This window comes from Xanthobacter sp. 91, assembly GCF_000702385.1.
Lineage (GTDB): Bacteria > Pseudomonadota > Alphaproteobacteria > Rhizobiales > Xanthobacteraceae > Xanthobacter > Xanthobacter aminoxidans.
On sequence record NZ_JNIB01000001.1, the window covers coordinates 1576774 to 1592964 of the forward strand.

The 16191-nt window shown below is 68.8% G+C and carries 16 protein-coding genes; 5 read left to right on the forward strand and 11 right to left on the reverse strand.

Annotation, left to right across the window (positions count from 1 at the left end; translation table 11 throughout):
• Positions 1–34: 34 nt before the first annotated feature.
• Positions 35–634 (reverse strand): glycoside hydrolase family 75 protein, encoded by a 600-nt coding sequence (locus A37E_RS0107560; RefSeq protein WP_051678864.1) that lies wholly within the window; start codon positions 632–634, stop codon positions 35–37.
• Between the two features lie 309 nt (positions 635–943).
• Between A37E_RS0107560 and A37E_RS0107565 the strand changes: the two genes are divergently transcribed.
• From A37E_RS0107565 to A37E_RS0107585, 5 genes are all read left to right on the forward strand, one after another.
• A complete protein-coding gene (locus A37E_RS0107565) occupies positions 944–2188 on the forward strand; it encodes a DUF2254 domain-containing protein (protein WP_029556047.1) in 1245 nt (414 codons plus the stop codon).
• 238 nt (positions 2189–2426) lie between these two features.
• The gene (rplU, locus tag A37E_RS0107570) at positions 2427–2774 is read left to right on the forward strand and encodes a 50S ribosomal protein L21 (protein WP_029556048.1); all 348 of its coding nucleotides are present in this window, start codon (positions 2427–2429) and stop codon (positions 2772–2774) included.
• Between the two features lie 21 nt (positions 2775–2795).
• A complete protein-coding gene (gene rpmA, locus A37E_RS0107575; protein ID WP_024276844.1) occupies positions 2796–3068 on the forward strand; it encodes a 50S ribosomal protein L27 in 273 nt (90 codons plus the stop codon).
• 144 nt (positions 3069–3212) lie between these two features.
• Complete coding sequence (locus A37E_RS0107580; protein WP_029556049.1) at positions 3213–3842, forward strand: GNAT family N-acetyltransferase; 630 nt, start codon at positions 3213–3215, stop codon at positions 3840–3842.
• A gap of 104 nt (positions 3843–3946) precedes the next feature.
• Complete coding sequence (locus A37E_RS0107585) at positions 3947–4474, forward strand: RNA pyrophosphohydrolase (protein WP_029556050.1); 528 nt, start codon at positions 3947–3949, stop codon at positions 4472–4474.
• 3 nt (positions 4475–4477) lie between these two features.
• Here A37E_RS0107585 and A37E_RS0107590 read toward each other — a convergent pair whose 3' ends face one another.
• From A37E_RS0107590 to A37E_RS0107635, 10 genes are all read right to left on the reverse strand, one after another.
• On the reverse strand, positions 4478–5284 hold the full coding sequence (locus A37E_RS0107590; RefSeq protein WP_245279286.1) for a group III truncated hemoglobin: 807 nt from the start codon (positions 5282–5284) through the stop codon (positions 4478–4480).
• The gene (locus A37E_RS0107595) at positions 5281–5487 is read right to left on the reverse strand and encodes a hypothetical protein (protein WP_029556052.1); all 207 of its coding nucleotides are present in this window, start codon (positions 5485–5487) and stop codon (positions 5281–5283) included. Before A37E_RS0107595 ends, A37E_RS0107590 begins: the two co-directional genes overlap by 4 nt.
• A gap of 105 nt (positions 5488–5592) precedes the next feature.
• Entirely contained in the window at positions 5593–7662 is a 2070-nt protein-coding gene (locus tag A37E_RS0107600) for a HAMP domain-containing sensor histidine kinase (protein ID WP_029556053.1), read from the reverse strand.
• Entirely contained in the window at positions 7655–9055 is a 1401-nt protein-coding gene (locus tag A37E_RS0107605) for a sigma-54 dependent transcriptional regulator (RefSeq protein ID WP_051678865.1), read from the reverse strand. Before A37E_RS0107605 ends, A37E_RS0107600 begins: the two co-directional genes overlap by 8 nt.
• 332 nt (positions 9056–9387) lie before the next feature.
• Positions 9388–11088 carry an OFA family MFS transporter gene (locus A37E_RS0107610; RefSeq protein ID WP_029556055.1) on the reverse strand — a complete coding sequence of 567 codons (1701 nt, stop codon included), beginning with the start codon at positions 11086–11088 and terminating at the stop codon, positions 9388–9390.
• A 292-nt stretch (positions 11089–11380) separates the two neighbouring features.
• Complete coding sequence (locus A37E_RS0107615) at positions 11381–12217, reverse strand: molybdenum storage protein subunit alpha (RefSeq protein WP_024276836.1); 837 nt, start codon at positions 12215–12217, stop codon at positions 11381–11383.
• Positions 12218–12228: 11 nt separating this feature from the next.
• On the reverse strand, positions 12229–13041 hold the full coding sequence (locus tag A37E_RS0107620) for a uridine kinase (RefSeq protein WP_029556056.1): 813 nt from the start codon (positions 13039–13041) through the stop codon (positions 12229–12231).
• Between the two features lie 308 nt (positions 13042–13349).
• Positions 13350–14921 (reverse strand): 2-polyprenylphenol 6-hydroxylase, encoded by a 1572-nt coding sequence (ubiB, locus tag A37E_RS0107625; protein ID WP_029556057.1) that lies wholly within the window; start codon positions 14919–14921, stop codon positions 13350–13352.
• Positions 14922–14952: 31 nt separating this feature from the next.
• Positions 14953–15750: a bifunctional demethylmenaquinone methyltransferase/2-methoxy-6-polyprenyl-1,4-benzoquinol methylase UbiE gene (gene ubiE / locus A37E_RS0107630; protein WP_051678866.1), complete on the reverse strand. Its 798-nt coding sequence runs from the start codon at positions 15748–15750 to the stop codon at positions 14953–14955.
• Between the two features lie 114 nt (positions 15751–15864).
• Positions 15865–16071, reverse strand: coding sequence for a hypothetical protein (locus A37E_RS0107635; RefSeq protein WP_029556059.1), 207 nt, complete (start codon positions 16069–16071; stop codon positions 15865–15867).
• Positions 16072–16191: the final 120 nt, after the last annotated feature.

The following is a 16191-nucleotide window of genomic DNA, read 5'->3' on the forward strand; positions in this document are numbered from 1 at the left end:
AGCGCCTCCCGCCTTCCAACATTATTCCTTACGGTCATGCCCGCTGGAGTTCATAGATCGCACCATCGATGATCGCTGCGCTGCCGGGCCACATCTCATAAGTAACCCCCGTGTCGGTGCCGCCTTTTCGGGGCGAACTGGGGATGCCCAGAGCCTTTGCCGCGGCGATCGACAATTCCCCGATGCGGGCCGCTCCGCTGACGTCCGCCACCACCGCGGCGACGCTCTTGCCCTTATACGTGACGAGCGCCCGGCACCCCATCACGATCCCCACCGCCCGCTGGCGCACCAGGGGATTAACGACCACATACGGCACCGTCGCTGCATCGACGTATCGCGTGGGGATGGCGCGGCCCTTCCAGGCATAGGTGGTCTTGGAATAGACGTTGCCGTCATCGTCGGCGAGGGGATGTCCGTCGCCTCTGTCGAACAGAACGTTGTCCCAGGAGCCGCTCGGCCAGCCCGCGTTCTTCAGGGCGTCGAGACCTTTGTCGTCCATCCGATATGCGAACTTGGCGCCGTTCTGGCCATTGGCGCCATCGGCATCAATCGCGCCGCCAGCCTCCCAATGGACTCTCCCGTCCTCGTCCTGAATCACCGAAACGCCGCCGATCCTCGCCAGTTCGATCCGCATCCTCGCCCCCAGGAACAACTATTGATTGCATTTTTAATGATATGCATATCAAAAATTGTGATCAAGGGTTCTAAAGAGGAGAATCTCCTTCATTTTTCGTTCGTTAATGGATGCGAGGACAAGATCCGCCCCCCGCAGCGAGGTGAGCTGAGGCCGGGCCTTCCGCGGGGGGGGTCCGATTAAAGCGCGGTCGATATCGGAACTTGCGCCCCCCGGCCACGCTTGGTGTCCTATGCAGTGCACCCACCCCCGGCGGCTCCCCCGTCGTCCCGGCCGAATTCCCTGCTTTGACGGGGCGCGGTGACAGCCATGGGCCTTCTCACCGATCGCGTGCGCTTCCGGCTGCGGCGCTGGATTACACGGCTGTGGTTCTGGCCCACCGCCTACAGCCTCACGGCCGTGGCCGTGGTGCTCGTCGCGGCGACCCTGCCATCGGGATACGCGCTGCCGGGCTACCTCACCTTCGCCTCGAACAGCCTTGAGCCAGTGCTCACCGTGCTGGCCTCCAGCATGCTGGCGGTGGTCACGTTCAGCCTGTCCGCCATCGTCTCGGTCCTCTCGGCCGCGGCACAGGCGGCGACGCCGCGCGCGACCTCCCTCCTCATCGAGGACGCGGCCCTCCAGCGCACGCTGAGCGTCTTCGTGGGCGCGTTCCTGTTCTCCATCGTGGCGCTGGTGGGGGGCGTGGGCGGCGTCTATTCCGATGCCGGCCGGCTGCTGCTCTTCGCCGCGACGGTGGTGCTCATCGCCGTCGTCGTCGGCACGCTGCTGCGCTGGATCGACCGGGTGTCGCGGCTCGGGCGCATGGGCGAGATCATCGACCGGACCGAGCAGGCGACCGCGGCGGCGCTGAAGGATTTCGCGCGCCGGCCCGGCCTCGGCGCAACCGTCCGCACCGCACCGCCGCCGGCCGGCTATCCGGTCTTCGCGACGGCCATCGGCTACGTGCAGCATATGGATGTGGGACAGCTTTCGGCGGCTGTGCCGGAAGGCGTGACGTGCCATGTGGCCGTGCGACCGGGCGCCTTCGTCGATCCGGTCCGTCCCCTTGCGGTGTTCGATGCGCCGCCCGACGACGCGCTGGCGGATGCGCTGCGGCAGGCCATCACCATCGGCGACGTCCGCAGCTTCGAGCAGGACCCACGGTTTGGCATGGTGGTGCTCGCGGAGATCGCGTCAAAGGCCCTGTCTCCGGGCGTCAACGACCCCGGCACCGCCATCGACGTGAGCGGGACTCTCACACGGCTGCTCTGGGGCTGGCGTGCGGCCCGCAACCTGCCCTTCCAGGATGCCGTGACGAACGTCACCATTCCCGCGCTGTCGATGGACGACATGCTGGAAGACGCCTTCCGGCCGATTGCCCGCGACGGGGCCGGGCAGGTGGAGGTGGGGCTCAGGCTCGTGGCCGCCCTGGGGTCGCTGGCGCAGATCGATGACCCCGACCTTGCCACCGCCGCCCGCACGCGCCTCGCCGACGTGCTGAAGCGGGCGGACGCCGTCCTGCTGCCCATGGACGCCGACGCGCTGAAACGGGCCGCCGCGGCGATCGTGTGAGGGCTGGAACCGCACGGACCGCAGGCGCTGCGGCGCGGTAGCCGCCGCCAAGGAGCAGGGGGGAGATGGCGGCGGCGTCACGCGGCTTCGCCCCGTCTCGCAAAGGCCAGTGGCGTTGACTTTTCCGGGCGTGGCGTATATCGGACCACCTTCGCGTGGGCCAATGGGCCTGCATCCCGAAAAACCGACCGAAGAAGCCCGTCCTTGAGGCGCGGCTGAACACGAAAGCGAGACAAGAATGTTCGCGGTCATCAAGGCAAACGGCAAGCAGTATCGCGTTGCCGCCGCCGACAAGATCACCATCGACCACCTCGACGCCGAGGTCGGCTCCGTCTTCACCTTCCCGGTGCTGATGCTGAGCGGCGCCTCCGTCGCCATCGGCGCGCCCCATGTGGACGGCGCCACCGTGACCGGCGAGATCGTCGAGCACACCCGCGGCGACAAGGTGATCGCCTTCAAGAAGCGCCGCCGGCAGAATTCCCGCCGCAAGCGTGGCTTCCGCGCCGACCTCACCGTCGTGCGCATCACCGAGATTTCCGGCCTGGGCGAGACCGTCAAGGCCGACGCCGCCGGCGTCGGCGCCTGATCGAGAACGAGGAGAGCAACAATGGCTCATAAAAAGGCAGGCGGCTCGTCCCGTAACGGTCGCGATTCCGACGGTCGTCGTCTTGGCGTGAAGCGCTTCGGCGGCCAGGACGTCATTCCGGGCAACATCATCGTGCGCCAGCGCGGCACCAAATGGCATCCCGGCACGAACGTGGGCATGGGCAAGGACCATACCCTCTTCGCGCTTATCGAAGGCAAAGTGGCCTTCCGCACCAAAGCCAACGACCGCACCTACGTATCGGTCGTTCCTGCCGCCGCCGAGGCGGCCGAATAAACGGCGAGACCTGATAAATGCAGGATCCCGCCGGTCTCGTTGATCCGGTGGGCGCCTGAGCAGGCCTCTCAACGCTCAGACACGAACCGGGGAGACGGGACAACCCTCTCCCCGGTTTTCGTTTGTGCCCTTGAGGAGCCCGCCATGACTTTGTGCGAATCCCAGTCCGGAGTGCCGCTCGCGGAGAGCTGTATCCCCGTCCTCGAAACCGAGCGGCTCGTGCTCCGCGCGCCGCATATCGAGGACGTTGCTGCCGTCGCGGAGCTCGCCAACAACCGCCGGATCGCGGAGATGACCGCGAACCTGCCGTTCCCCTACAAGCCCTCCGACGCCCACGCCTTCGTCGAGACGCTCGCCGCCGTGCCCGATGCCGCCACCTTCGGCGTCTTCCTCAAGGGCGAGGGCCGCATGGCCTTCGCCGGCATGGTCAGCTATGGCCGCCGCCCGCCTGAGCCCGCGCCGGAACTCGGCTACTGGGTCGGCGAAGCCTTCTGGGGCCGCGGCATCGCCACCGAAGCCGTGCGCGCCGTCATCGACTATGCCTTCTCCGAGACCGATGTCTCGCTCCTCCTCGGCTCCGCCCGCGTGGTCAATCCGGCGTCGCGCCGGGTGCTGGAGAAGTGCGGCTTCCAGTGGTCCGGCGTCGGCCTGTGCCGCGTGAAGGCGCTGCGCGCCTCCGTGCCGGTGGACCAGTTCCAGCTGGAACGGCGCACCTGGGCCTCCATCCGCGCCTGGGGCTCCACCGCCCTTCCCCGGCATCGCGCCGCGCACTGACGTTGCGTCCGGAGGGCCGCCTGCCTGAACTTGCGCCCGCCGCATCTTGCGCGATGCGGCGGGGCGCGTATCAGGGGGCATGTCATTCCATCAAGGCCGCCGCCATGTCGAAGAAGCACGATAAGCACGACAAGCACGAAGACATGCCCTATCGCCCCTGCGTGGGCCTCGCCGTGTTCAACGCCGCCGGCAAGGTGTTCGTGGGCCGGCGCCTCGGCGGACCGGAGCATGTGGACGCCACCCATTCCTGGCAGATGCCCCAGGGCGGCATCGACAAGGGCGAGGAGCCCTATGCCGCCGCCTTGCGCGAGCTTTACGAGGAAACCTCGATCCGCTCGGTGACCAGGCTTGGCGAAGTGGAAGAGTGGCTCTCCTACGACCTCCCCGGCCGCATCGCCGGCGAGGCCTGGAAGGGCCGCTACCGGGGCCAGACGCAGAAATGGTACGCGCTGCGCTTCACCGGCGCCGATGCCGAGATCAACATCCTTCGTCCCGGCGGCGGCAAGCACAAGCCGGAATTCATGGACTGGCGGTGGGAAGAGATCGACGCAGTGGTCGACCTCATCATCCCCTTCAAGCGCGATGTCTATGTGGAGGTGGTGAAGCAGTTCCGCCGCTTCGCGCAGGGCTGAGCCTTACCCGACCTGCGGGTACGCCCCGTGCGGGTGCGATCCCGGCGCATGAGATGGGCCGAGGTCGGGCGGGAACAGCCCGGCCTGGAAACAGGTGCTCATGTGCTCCACCTTGGCGATGGCCCGCGCCGCCGCCACATCGTCCAGCACCTCCACCGCCGTCTCCCTGAACAGCGCCACCCAGCGGGTGAAGTGCTCCGGCTTCAGCTGGAGCGGGATGTGCGCGGCGAACGGCATCCCCGAATAGCGCGCCGTGCCGAGCAGGGTGCGCGACCAGAAGTTCTGCACGATCTGGTAATGGCCTTCCCAGTCCGGAATGGCGCGGGCGAAGACCGGGCCAAGCAGCGGGTCGGCGGCCGCGCGGCCGTAGAAGCGTTCCACCAGCTTTTTGAGATCATCCTCGGTGACGGAGAGCGACGCGCCCGGCTGCTCGTTCAGCCCGCCGAGCGACGCGCCGCGATCTTCCACCAGCGCCGCCAGCTCCGGCGCGGCCGGGGCCTTGCGGTGCGCGATGTTCAGCGGCGGATCGAAGCGGGAAACGATGTCGCGCAGGGTGTGCTGGCGCACCCGCGCCATGGGGCGGTCGAGCACGAAGAGGCCGTCCGCGACGCCCGCCTCCTTCGGGTTCGCCGCACGGAAGGCACCCAGCGCCGCGGCCATGTCCTCCCCCTCGCCCACATAGAGCGGCACGGGCCGGCCGGCGACGGCGCGGGTGAGGATGAAGAGGCCGGGGCGGGCCGGTGCGACCTCGGCGGGGGTGAAGGCATAGCCGGCGAAGTCGGTTGTCGGCCGCTCGGTGACCTCGCTCATGGCTTCTTCTCCGGCACAAGGGCCTCGGCTTCGGCCGTCCCGGCCTCCGGCCGCTCCGTCTCGATCACGCGCAGGGCCGGGCCACCGGGCCGCAGCGGGTTGGCGCGCTTCTGCGCCGTCTTCTGCCATGGCGGCAGGAGGCGGATCATGGTGCCGGGCACGATGCGCGGCATGATGGGCGTGTTGCCCTTATCCCACTTCATGGCGGGCACCTGCTGGCTGTTATATACGAACGGTACGAACGCCCCACCCGCGGCGCAAGGGTCCCGGAGCCTCCACAACGCTCATTTGTTGGGCTCGCCTGAAATTCAGGCGGAATGCGCGCCCTCTTCCGCCGCGCTCCCGGCCTCCGGCAGCCAGATGGAGAAGACGGCGCCCGATCCCGGCGGGCTTTCCACCGCCATGGTCCCGCCCGCGCGCTCGATGAGCGTGTAGCTGATGGAGAGGCCGAGCCCGGTGCCGCCCTGCGGCTTGGTGGTGAAGAAGGGATCGAAGACGCGGCCGATCCGCTCCTCTGGGATGCCCGTGCCGGTGTCCGCCACCTCGATGCCGACGCCCGGCTGCCGCCCGCGCGTCTCGTCCCGCGTGGTGACGGTGAGGGTGCCGCCCTGGGGCATGGCGTGGACGGCGTTGACCATCAGATTGATGAGCACCTGCTGCAATTCCACCCGGTTCATCATCACGAGCCGCGTGGCGCCGTCGGTGCGGGCGACGAGGATTTCGCTGCGCGAGAGCAGGTGCTGCACCAGCAGCAGCGCATCGCCCACCACCTCGCCCGGCGCCACCGGATCGAGATGCCCGGCGAATTCGGCGGGGCGCGCGAACTGCAACAGCTTCGAGACGATCACGTTGATGCGGTGGACCTGCTGGTCGATGAGGTTGAACTCGGTCTTCACCGGCCCCGCCGCGCTCCCCAGCACGTCGCGCGCCACATCCAGATTGCCCTGGATGACCGCCACCGGATTGTTGATCTCGTGGGCGACGCCGGCCGTGATCTCGCCGATGGCGGCGAGCTTCTCGGACATGACGAGCTGGCGCTGGGTGGCGGCCAGCTCGGCGTTGGCGTCTTCCAGCTCGCGGGTGCGCTCGGCGACGCGGCGGTCCAGTTCTTCGGTCCACCGGCGCAGCTCCGCGTCGCGCTCCTGCAGGAGGTCCAGCATGTCGTCGAGATGATGGGCGACGCGGCCGATCTCGTCCGAGGTCGCGGCAACGCCGGTGCGGGCGGACAGGGCGCCGCCCTCCACCGCCGAGATGGTGGCGTTCATCGCCTCCAGCGGCCGGAAGATGGCCGCCGCCCAGCGCAGCAGCACGGGAATGGCCACCATGGCCACCAGCAGGAAGCCCACCGCCACGGCGGCAAGGCTCGTCCGCTTGAGCGCGAGGAACGGCGCTTCCAGAAAGCCCACATAGAGCATGCCGATGCGCTTGCCGTGGCTGTCCACCACCGGCTCGTAGGCCGAGATGTACCAGTCGCTGACCACGAAGGCCCGGTCGAGCCACACCCGCCCCTCGCCGAGCACAGCGTTGCGCACCTCCTGCGACACGCGGGTGCCCAGCGCCCTCCGCCCCTCGAACAGGCGCACGTTGGTGGAGACGCGCACGTCGTCCACGAACAGGGTGGCGGTGCCGGCCGAGCCCTCGGGCAGGCTGCCGGGGCGGTAGACGAGGTCGTTGATGGTGTCGATGAAGTCGAGGTTCTGGTTGAGCAGCACGCCGCCCACCAGCGCCGCCCGCGCGCCGCCCGGCATCTCCACCGGGGTGCCGGACTGCACCACCATGCCCCTGTCCTCCGCCTCCCGGCTGGTCGGAACCGCGCCGGGGGTGGGCACGAGGGCGATGTGGGCGCGCGCCGCCAGTTGCGGCGAGAGCCGTTCCAGCTCCTGCGGGCCGAAGATGTCGATCTCGGTGGAGGCGGTGCCGGCGAGCGCCCGGCGCTCCACCGGCCACATCGCGCTCGCCTCGCGCGCGGCACCGGCCGGCGCGGCGGCAAGGCTGTGGCCATCGGCATCGATGAGATAGAGGAAATCGAGCCCCATCGCCTTGCGCCGCGTATCGAGAAAGTCGGCGAGCGCCGCGTTGTCGCCGGCCCCGGTGACGCGGGCGAAGGCCACCGAATCCCCCAGGGCGTGCAGCGTCTCGTCGGAGCGCTCGCGCAGCCGGTCGAGATACTGGCGGGCGATGGTGAGGTCGCCGTTGACCTTGGAGATGAGAAGCCGGTCGAACTGCCGCGTCCACCAGGTGACCACCAGCGCCAGCACCGCCGGCAGGATGATGAGGGTGGGCAGAAGCGCGATGGCGAGGAGCCGCATGCGCACCGAGCGCAATCGGGCGAGGACGCCCCGCGGCGCATCGGTGGCTTTGCGCACAGCCTCAGCCATTCCAGGCCTTCAGTTTGCGGTCCAGCGTCTTGCGCGAGACCTTGAGGCGGCGCGCCGCTTCGGCCCGGTTGCCGCCGGCCTCGGCCAGCACCTTCAGCATGTGCGCCTTCTCCACCGCGTCGAGGGCGGAGCCGGGCGCGTCCTCCTCGTCGACGCCCTCGGGCACCACGTCGCGCGGGAAGTCGCCGAGGATCAGCGAGCGCTCGATCACGTTGCGCAGCTCACGCACGTTGCCGGGCCAGGGATAGCGCGTGAGGAAGGCGAGCACCGGCTCGGTGAGGTCGAGGGGCGGCACGCCGAGCCGGGCGCTCAGTTCGGCGATGAACAGATGGGCGAGCGGCGCCACGTCCTCCGGCCGCTCGCGCAGGGGCGCGAGGTGGATGTTCACCACATTGAGCCGGTAATAGAGATCCTGCCGGAAGCGTCCCGCCGCCACCTGCGCGGTGAGGTTGGCGTTGGTGGCGGCGACGAGGCGCACGTCCACCGGGACTTCCCGCTCCGCCCCCACCGGGCGGACCTTGCGATCCTCGATCACCCGCAGCAGCTTCGACTGCATGGCGGGCGGCAGCTCGCCCACCTCGTCGAGGAAGAGCGTGCCGCCCTGGGCATAGAAGAACAGCCCCTCGCGGGAGGAGGCGGCGCCGGTGAAGGCGCCCTTGAGGTGGCCGAACAGCTCGCTCTCGATGATCTCCGGCGCGATGGCCGCGCAATTCACCGGCACGAACGGCTTGGCCGCGCGGGCCGAGACGGCGTGCAGGGCGCGGGCGGTGACTTCCTTGCCGGTGCCGGATTCCCCGGTGATGAGCACGGTGGAGGGCATGGGGCCGACGCGCTCGATCATGGCGCGCACGGCGCGGGTCGAGACGCTGTCGCCGGCCATCAGCGGCGCGGCGGCACCGGGCATGGCCTTCAGTTCGCGGCGGAGCACGAAATTCTCGCGCATCAGCCGGCCGCGATCGAGGCAGCGGGCGATGGCGTTGAGGATCTGGTTGGAACGGAACGGCTTCAGCACGAAATCGGCAGCGCCGGCCCTAAGCGCGGTGATGGCGGTCTCCAGATCCGCGAAGGCGGTGATGAGGATCACGTCGCGGTAGAAACCCGAGCCGCGCAGTTCCTCCAGCCATTGCAGGCCGGTGCGCCCGGCCATGATGTTGTCGAGGATGATCAGGTCGAACGGCGCCGCCTCCAGGAGCCGCGAGGCGGTGGCGACATCGGGGGCCTCGGCCACGTGGCGGCAGCGCGTCTGGAGCATCCGCACCAGGAAGTTCCGCATCCCCGGCTCGTCGTCCACCACCAGGATGGAGGCGCCGGCGAGGTGCGGGCTGAAGGCGACATCCTCCGACGACGCCTCGGGCGCGCCCTGTGGGGCGGGGTCGGGGATGGAAGGGGGCATCAGAGGGGGCATCTTGAATCGGCCGTCCGTCTCGGACCCTCGCCGGCACGCGACAAAGGCCGTCCGCGAAAGACGATGGGCGTGACCTCAAGGTCCCCGGCCGCCTCGCCTGCTCTTCCCGGCATCCATTGCGCAAATCAGCCGGCTCCGCAAACCGGAAAAGGGCGTGCCCCGCTGCCCGGAGACCGGGGGCGGGGCACGCAGCTGGAGCCGGGAGGCCGGAGCACGCGCCGACCAGCTTGCACTGCAAGCTGGTCGGACAACGCGTTCTCCTCTCCCGGGTGAGAGGGCGATTCACCGATCAGATTGTTCCAATCTGATCGGATCGCGCTCTAGCGGAACAGGATCACCGCCTTCTGCAGGGTGATCCAGATGCCCCAGGCCAAAGGCACGCCCACCACCAGCCAGGCGAGCACCACCACGGGCAGCGCCGTGGCGCCGCTCGCCACCGGGGTGGAGGAGCGGGCCGAGGCGGCGAGCGGGCCGTCCTTCGCCTCTTCCTCGAAGTCCTCGAAGTCGGCGTGGGTGGCGTCCTCGCGGGCCACTTCGGCGGCCTTCTTCTTCAGCTCGTGGTCCTTCATGTAGAGGTGCTCGGCCACGGGCTTCACCAGAAGGTTCGCGACGAGGCCGACCACGAGCAGGCCGGAGAGGATGTACATGGTCTGGTCATAGGCCGCCTGCTGGGGGATGCCCGAGGCGATCTGGTATTCGCGCAGATAGTTCACCAGCACCGGGCCGATGATGCCGGCGGTGGCCCAGGCGGTGAGCAGCCGCCCGTGGATGGCGCCCACCATGTGGGTGCCGAAGATGTCGGCGAGATAGGCCGGGATGGTGGCGAAGCCGCCGCCATACATGGACAGGATGATGCAGAAGGCGGCGACGAACAGCACCACCGAGCCCATGTGCGCCAGCGAGGGGATCGAGGCGTAGAGAACGAAGCCCAGCACGAAGAACACCGCATAGGTCATCTTCCGCCCGAGCTTGTCGGAGAAGGAGGCCCAGGCGAAGCGCCCGCCGATGTTGCACAGGGACAAAAGCCCGGTGAAGCCGGCCGCGATGGCGGCGATCTGCGCCTTCTGGCCCGCGTCGAGCTGGGAGAAGGTGAGATCGAGGCCGATGAGCCTGCCGCCGAACACCTCCTGCAGCATGGGCGAGGCCATGCCGATGACGCCGATGCCGGCCGAGACGTTCAGGCAGAGCACCGCCCACAGCAGCCAGAACTGGGGGGTCTTCCACGCCACGTCGAGATGGACATGGCGGTGCGTGACCATGGCGTTGGCCGAGGCGGCCGGCGGGGTCCAGCCCTTGGGCGCCCAGCCTTCGCGCGGCACCCGATAGCCGAGCGCGCCGCCGACCATGAAGACGAAATAGATGGCCGCCATGGCGAGGAAGGTCTGCCACACGCCCACCGAGGTCGGCGAGGCGAAATGCTGCATCAGCATGTTGGCGAGCGGCGCGCCGATCATGGCGCCGCCGCCGAAGCCCATGATGGCCATGCCGGTGGCCATGCCGCGCCGGTCCGGAAACCACTTGATGAGGGTGGAGACCGGCGAGATGTAGCCGAGCCCGAGGCCAATGCCGCCGATGACGCCGGAGCCGATCCACAGCATCCAGATCTGGTGGAGATAGACGCCCAGCGCCGAGATCACGAGGCCGCCGCACCAGCAGAAGGCCGAGACGAGGCCCGCCTTGCGCGGCCCCGCCGTCTCCAGCCAGCCGCCCCAGATGGCGGCGGAGGAGCCGAGCAGCACGAAGAACAGGGTGTACATCCAGCCGAGCTGGGAGATCTGCCAGTCGCAGGAGGTGGCGAAAATGCCGGCGACGAAGCTCATGTCGGCCGGGCAGGCCACGGGCTTGGAGACGCCCACGGCGCGCGACAGCGGCAGCCAGAACACGCTGAAGCCATAGGCCATGCCGATGCACAGATGGATGGCGAGGGCGGCCGGCGGCACGAGCCAGCGGTTGAAGCTGGCGGAGGCGATGGTGCGCTCGCGGCTCAGGAACGGCGGCGGCGCAAAGGTGGTTACGCTCATGTCTCCTCCACGGGTGTTTCCGCGCCAATTGGCTTGACGCTTTTCGCGCAGCCGGGGCCGCGCGTGGCCCCGCTCCCTCAGCAAGGGCGGGGCCAACGGGGAGACATTCAGGTTTTCAATGACTTGATAGGAGCAGGCGCATCCGATCTGGACAAAATGTCCATCCCGGCATCCGGCGGCAGGGTCAAAATGGCCATCCGCCTCGGTTTGCGGACGCAAAAAACCCCACGCAGCCGGGGCCGCGCGGGGTCGGTGTCGGGGCGATCATCCGGCCGGCGGCCGAACGGGAAGGTCAGCCCTGCCGGGCGGCCGTGTGGACCAGCGTGCCCACGTGCTCGCCGCGCAAGGCGGCGGTGAGGCGGCCGGGCACGAGGCCGTTCACCACCTGCACCCGCTCGATGTGGCGTGCGGTGGCCATCACCTCGACCAGCGCGCGGTCGAAGGGCAGCGTCGCCGGGCCGTTGGCCTTGGCGAGCTCGGCGTAGCTCGTCTCGGGGATCAGCTCGGCCTTGGCCCCGTCCGCGCCGTTGGGATCGGCGGTGAAGACCCCGTCCACGTCCTCGACGATGGTGAGGCCGGCCGCGCCCAGCGCATCGGCGAGCAGGAAGGCGCCGGTGTCGGCCCGGTGGACCGGGAGGCGGCTGCCCGGGAACTCGTGGTGATGATAGGGCGGGAAGGCGCTGCCCACCACCGCGCGGGTGGCCGTGAGGTGGATGGCGAGCTGGCTCGCGATGGTCGGGTGCTCGATGTAGGAGACCCCCTCCGGCGCCAGCAGCGAGGCGAGGATGTGGCCGTTCTGGCCGGCCTCGGTGGCGGCGAGCGGGGCGAGCGAGCCCACCGGCAGGCCGAGGTCGAGGCCGACGCCGTAGAGATGGCGGGCGCGCACCCCGGCGCCGGTGAGGATCAGCAGGCGATGCTCGGGCAGCACCTTGCGGATCTCCTCCACGATGGGAAGGATCGCCGCGGCGCCCTTGTCCATGATGGACCGGCCGCCGATCTTCACCACCTGCAGCCAGGGCAGGAGGCGGATGGGACGCACGCCGGCGACGGGCCGGGTCAGCGCGCCGTCGAGGAGGGTCTGGCTCGCGAGCGGCGAGGCGACGTGCTTGATGGTCGAAGCTTCAGTCATGATCGTGCCTCTCAGCTCGCGGTGATGATGGTGCCGACGTGCTCGCCGGCGAGGGCGCGGGTGAGGTTGCCGGGCACGAGCCCGTTGACCACCTGGACCTCGCGCACATGGCGCGCCTTCTTCAACAGGTCGAGCATGGGGAATTCGAGGATGGAGTCGGCAAGGCCGCGCGAGAGCATCTCGTCCACCGAGATCTTCGGGATGAAGGTGGCGGACGTGTCGGTCTTCGGGTTGGCGGTGAAGAGGCCGTTCTCGTCCTTCACATAGATCATGGCCTTGCAGCCGAACTGCTCCGCGAGGAGGAAGCAGCCCGCGTCCGTGCGATAGGGCGGGATGACGCCGACCGGCGCCGGGCGGGTCCACAGGCCGTAGGGCGGCATGCCCGAGAAGACGACGCCGTTCACCTGCTCCAGATAGAGCGGCACGGCGGACATGCCGGCGCCATCCACCATGGAGATGCCGTGCTTGGCGAGGAGCTGGCCGAGCATGGCGGCGTTCTGGTCCGCTACCGAGGCGCCGAGCTGGGACAGCACGCCGGCCGGCAAATTGAGGCCGGCCGCGATGGAATAGAGGTGGCGCGCGCGGGTGCCGGCGCCGGTGCCGATCAAGAGCTTGTGCTTGGCGCGGGCGGCGACGATCTCGTCCACGAGGGGATAGAGCGCGGCGCGGCCACGATCGATCACGCTCTGGCCGCCGATCTTGATGACGGTGGCATCGGGGAGGATGCGGAAGTCGGCGGAGGCGTCTGCCGCCGCCAGAAGCTCCGCGTCCGTCAGCGAGCGCTGCATGAGCAGCGCGTCGAGCTCGGCCGTCGTGTTCGCCATTTGAGAAGTCCTTCTTTGCTGACCCGTGGACGTCGGCCCGCCGAGGGGCGGGGCGCCGGTCCGGGGCTCCTGACCCTGCGCAAGCAGCCGTTGGACTGCATGCTTGAACGGGACCGGAGCCGTCTTGAGGCCTGACTTAGTTTTGCTTGAAGGACAAAGCAATACGCGAAAAATATGCGAGTTGTTCTCAAGACGGCGCAGAAGCTGCCCCGTCTCCGGGAAGAATTCGCGGTTTCCGGAACGTCCGGAAAGAACGACACGAAACGCAGGAATTCACATCCCGCAAAGGCAGGCTGTCGGTATCCCCGTCAGCCAAGCCAGATGCCGAGCAGCGCCGCGGCAATCACCCACAGGGCCAGATTGCCCCAGAAGGCGCGCTTCGCCTCGGCGCGGCCGATGCCTTCCAGCGAGGAGGGCGAGAGGCGGATGCCGTCGCGCGTCGCCTCGTCCAGTTGCTCCACCACGCGGGCGGTGCGGGTGAGGAGACCGGGCAGGGTCGCGGCGAAATGGCCCATCTCGCCGAGGCCGGAGCCGGCGCGCTTCAACTGGCCGACGGGGCCGAGATTGCCGGCGATCCAGTCTTCCACCACCGGCTTTGCGGTGCGCCACATGTCGAGCTGCGGATCGAGCGAGCGGGCGACGCCCTCCACCACCACCATGGTCTTCTGGAGAAGCAGCAGCTCCGGCCGGGTCTGCATGTCGAACAGGGCCGTCACTTCCAGCAGCAGCGCCAGCAGGCGCGCCATGGAAATCTGGTCGGCGGTGCGCGAGTGGATCGGCTCGCCGATGGCGCGGATGGCGAGGGCGAAGTCGTCCACCGAATGGTGGAAGGGCACGTAGCCCGCCTCGAAATGCACTTCCGCCGTGCGCCGCCAGTTGCGGGTGATGAAGCCGTAGAGGATTTCCGCGAGGAAGCGCCGCTCCTTCACGCCGAGCCGGCCCATGATGCCGCAATCCACCACCACGAGGCGGCCCTGCGCATCCACGAACAGGTTTCCCGGATGCATGTCGGCATGGAAGAAGCCGTCGCGCATGGCCTGCCGCAGGAAGGTCTGCATGACGATGCGGGCGATCTCCTTGGGGTCATGCCCGGCGGCGATGATGGCTTCCTTGTCGGAGAGCTTGATGCCGTCGATCCACTCAGTGGTCAGCACCTCGCGGCCGGAGCGGTCCCAGTCCACACGGGGGACATGGACTTCCGGGTCGTCCTGCGTGTTCTCGGCCAGCTCCGCATAGGCGGCGGCTTCCAGGCGCAGGTCCATCTCCATGGAGACGGAGCGCGCCAGCGTGTCCACCACCGTCTCCAGCCGCAGGCGGCGGGCCTCGGCGAAATTGTGCTCGGCGAAGGCGGCGATGCGGCGGAAGGTGCCCATGTCGGAAGCGAAGCGGCGGCTGACACCCGGCCGCAGCACCTTCACCGCCACCTCGCGGCGCGCACCGTCCGGCTCGATCACTTCCGCCTTGTGAACCTCGGCGATGGATGCGGCGGCGACGGCCGGGCCGAACACGGCGAAGACGTCCGTCACCGGCCGCTCGAACGTGTCGGCGACGGTCGCCTCAGCCACGGCCTGCCCGAACGGCGGCATGCGGTCCTGCAGCACCTCGAGATCGCGCGCCACCGAGGCGCCCACCACGTCCGGCCGTGTGGCGAGGAACTGGCCGAGCTTCACATAGGAGGGGCCGAGCCGCGACAGCGCGGCCGAGAAGCGCTGTCGCCGGTCGCCGGCATCCTTGCGGGCGATCAGCTTGGCGATATCGAGCAGCGGGCGCGCCAGCGGCGGCGCGGCGGCCGGCGAGACGAGGGAGAGCACGCCTTCGCGGGCGAGCACATAGCCGGCCCGGGCGAGGCGCCAGGCGTCGGCGACGAGAAGGAAGATCATGGCCGAAGCCTCCGGCCGCAGGGAACCGCCATCAGATGCGGAAGCCCGAGTGCAGGGCCACCACGCCCCCGGTCATGCGGGTGAAGGTGACGCGGGCGAACCCCGCCTCCCGCATCATGCCCGCGAACGCTTCCGCGGTGGGGAAGCGGCGGATGGATTCGACGAGATACTGATAGGGCTCCGCATCCCCCGCCACGCGCTTGCCGATCTCGGGGATCACGCGGAAGGAGAAGGCGTCATAGACCTTGTCCAGCAGCGGCACGTCGACCTTGGAGAATTCCAGCACGAAGGCCCGCCCGCCCGGCTTCAGCACGCGGCGCATCTCCTTGAGGGCGAGATCGATGCGCGGCACGTTGCGGATGCCGAAGGCGATGGTCACGGCATCGAAGCTCATGTCCGGGAAGGGCAGCGCCTCGGCATTCGCCTCCTCGAAGGCGACGCGATCGGCAAGGCCGCGCTTCTCGGCGCGCTCACGGCCCACAGCCAGCATGTCGGTGTTGATGTCGGCGACGATGGCGTCGGTGCCCGGCCCGCCGGCCTCCACCACGCGGAAGGAGACGTCGCCCGTGCCGCCGGCGAGGTCGAGCAGGTGGAAGGGCCGCGCGCCCTGCGGCGGCCGCACCTTGGACACCAGCGCATCCTTCCACGCCCGGTGCAGACCACCGGACATGAGATCGTTCATGATGTCGTAGCGCCGCGCCACCTTGTGGAACACATCGTCCACCAGCGCCTGCTTCTCGGCGAGGGGCACCGTGCGATAGCCGAAATGGGTATCCGCCGTGCCGCGTGTCTCTTCGCCTGTTGCCGGGGCGGAATTGAAGTCCGTCATCTTGTTTCTGGCCGCGCGCTGTTGCCGTTCGGGCGCGACCTTATCGGATGATGCTGCACGGCGCCATAAAGCCGGCGTCGCAGCCGGACCGGCCCTGTGGGCCGGCCTCAATCGTCAGTTGCCCTTCGGGCCGCGGGGGTGCCGGGCGATGCCGGTCACGTCGAATTCGAGTCCAGCCTCGGTGTAGCGGGAATTGGCCGGCGCCTCATCCGCGGCCTTCGAGCCACGCGAGGAGAAGCTCAGGGGGAAGCGGAGACGGCGCTTGCGGGCGTCGATCTCTTTCCGCAGCGGGAAGACGGGAACGTTGATCGTGATCGTCATAGCCACGCTCCAAAAGTATTCGCGCGTCGAGTTAAGCGTGGAAGTGTTACAAATCTTAACGAGCTGTTAACATTTCCATGCCGCGGAGGCGTGCTTCTATGGCACGCCCCCATAACGCTG